The organism is Bacillus cereus group sp. BfR-BA-01355, from assembly GCF_022663675.1.
Classification (GTDB): domain Bacteria; phylum Bacillota; class Bacilli; order Bacillales; family Bacillaceae_G; genus Bacillus_A; species Bacillus_A thuringiensis_S.
The window spans coordinates 1-625 of the sequence record NZ_JAKUFY010000287.1 but is presented as its reverse complement, the minus strand read 5'-3'; the positions used below and the strand labels follow the sequence as shown (position 1 = coordinate 625).

The following is a 625-nucleotide window of genomic DNA, read 5'->3' as shown; positions in this document are numbered from 1 at the left end:
CCAGTGCAGCAAGTAGTGGAAGAGCAAGTACAAAAGCCAATTTCAAGTACGGAAGTACAAGAGAAAGCATATGTTGTAAATCAAAGAGAGAACGATATGCGAAATGTATTGCACACACCACCGACATACACTGTTCCGCCATTAGCGCTGTTGTCGATTCCGCAGCAATCAGCGCTAGATAATACAGAATGGTTAGATGAGCAAAAAGAATTATTAGATACAACGTTTAATAATTTTCATGTTGGAGCACATGTTATTAATGTATCGCAAGGGCCAGCAGTAACTCGTTTTGAAGTGCAACCAGACCCAGGCGTGAAAGTAAATAAAATTACCAATTTAAGTGATGATATTAAGTTAAGTTTAGCTGCGAAAGATATTCGTATTGAAGCGCCGATTCCAGGGAAGAGTGCGATTGGAATTGAGGTTCCAAATAAAGAAAGTAAGCCAGTATTTCTTCGTGAAATTTTAAGAAGTCCTGTATTCACAAAGAGTGAATCACCGCTTACTGTTGCGCTTGGACTTGATATTTCAGGTGATCCAATTGTAACAGATATTCGAAAAATGCCGCACGGACTTATTGCGGGTGCAACGGGTTCAGGTAAAAGTGTGTGTATTAACGCGATTT

Annotated in this window: 1 protein-coding gene; it reads left to right on the top strand. The window is 39.7% G+C overall.

Annotated elements, in window-relative coordinates; genetic code table 11:
- Positions 1–625 (top strand): DNA translocase FtsK (locus MR167_RS31640; protein WP_255787528.1); only part of this gene is annotated, 625 nt, incomplete at both ends.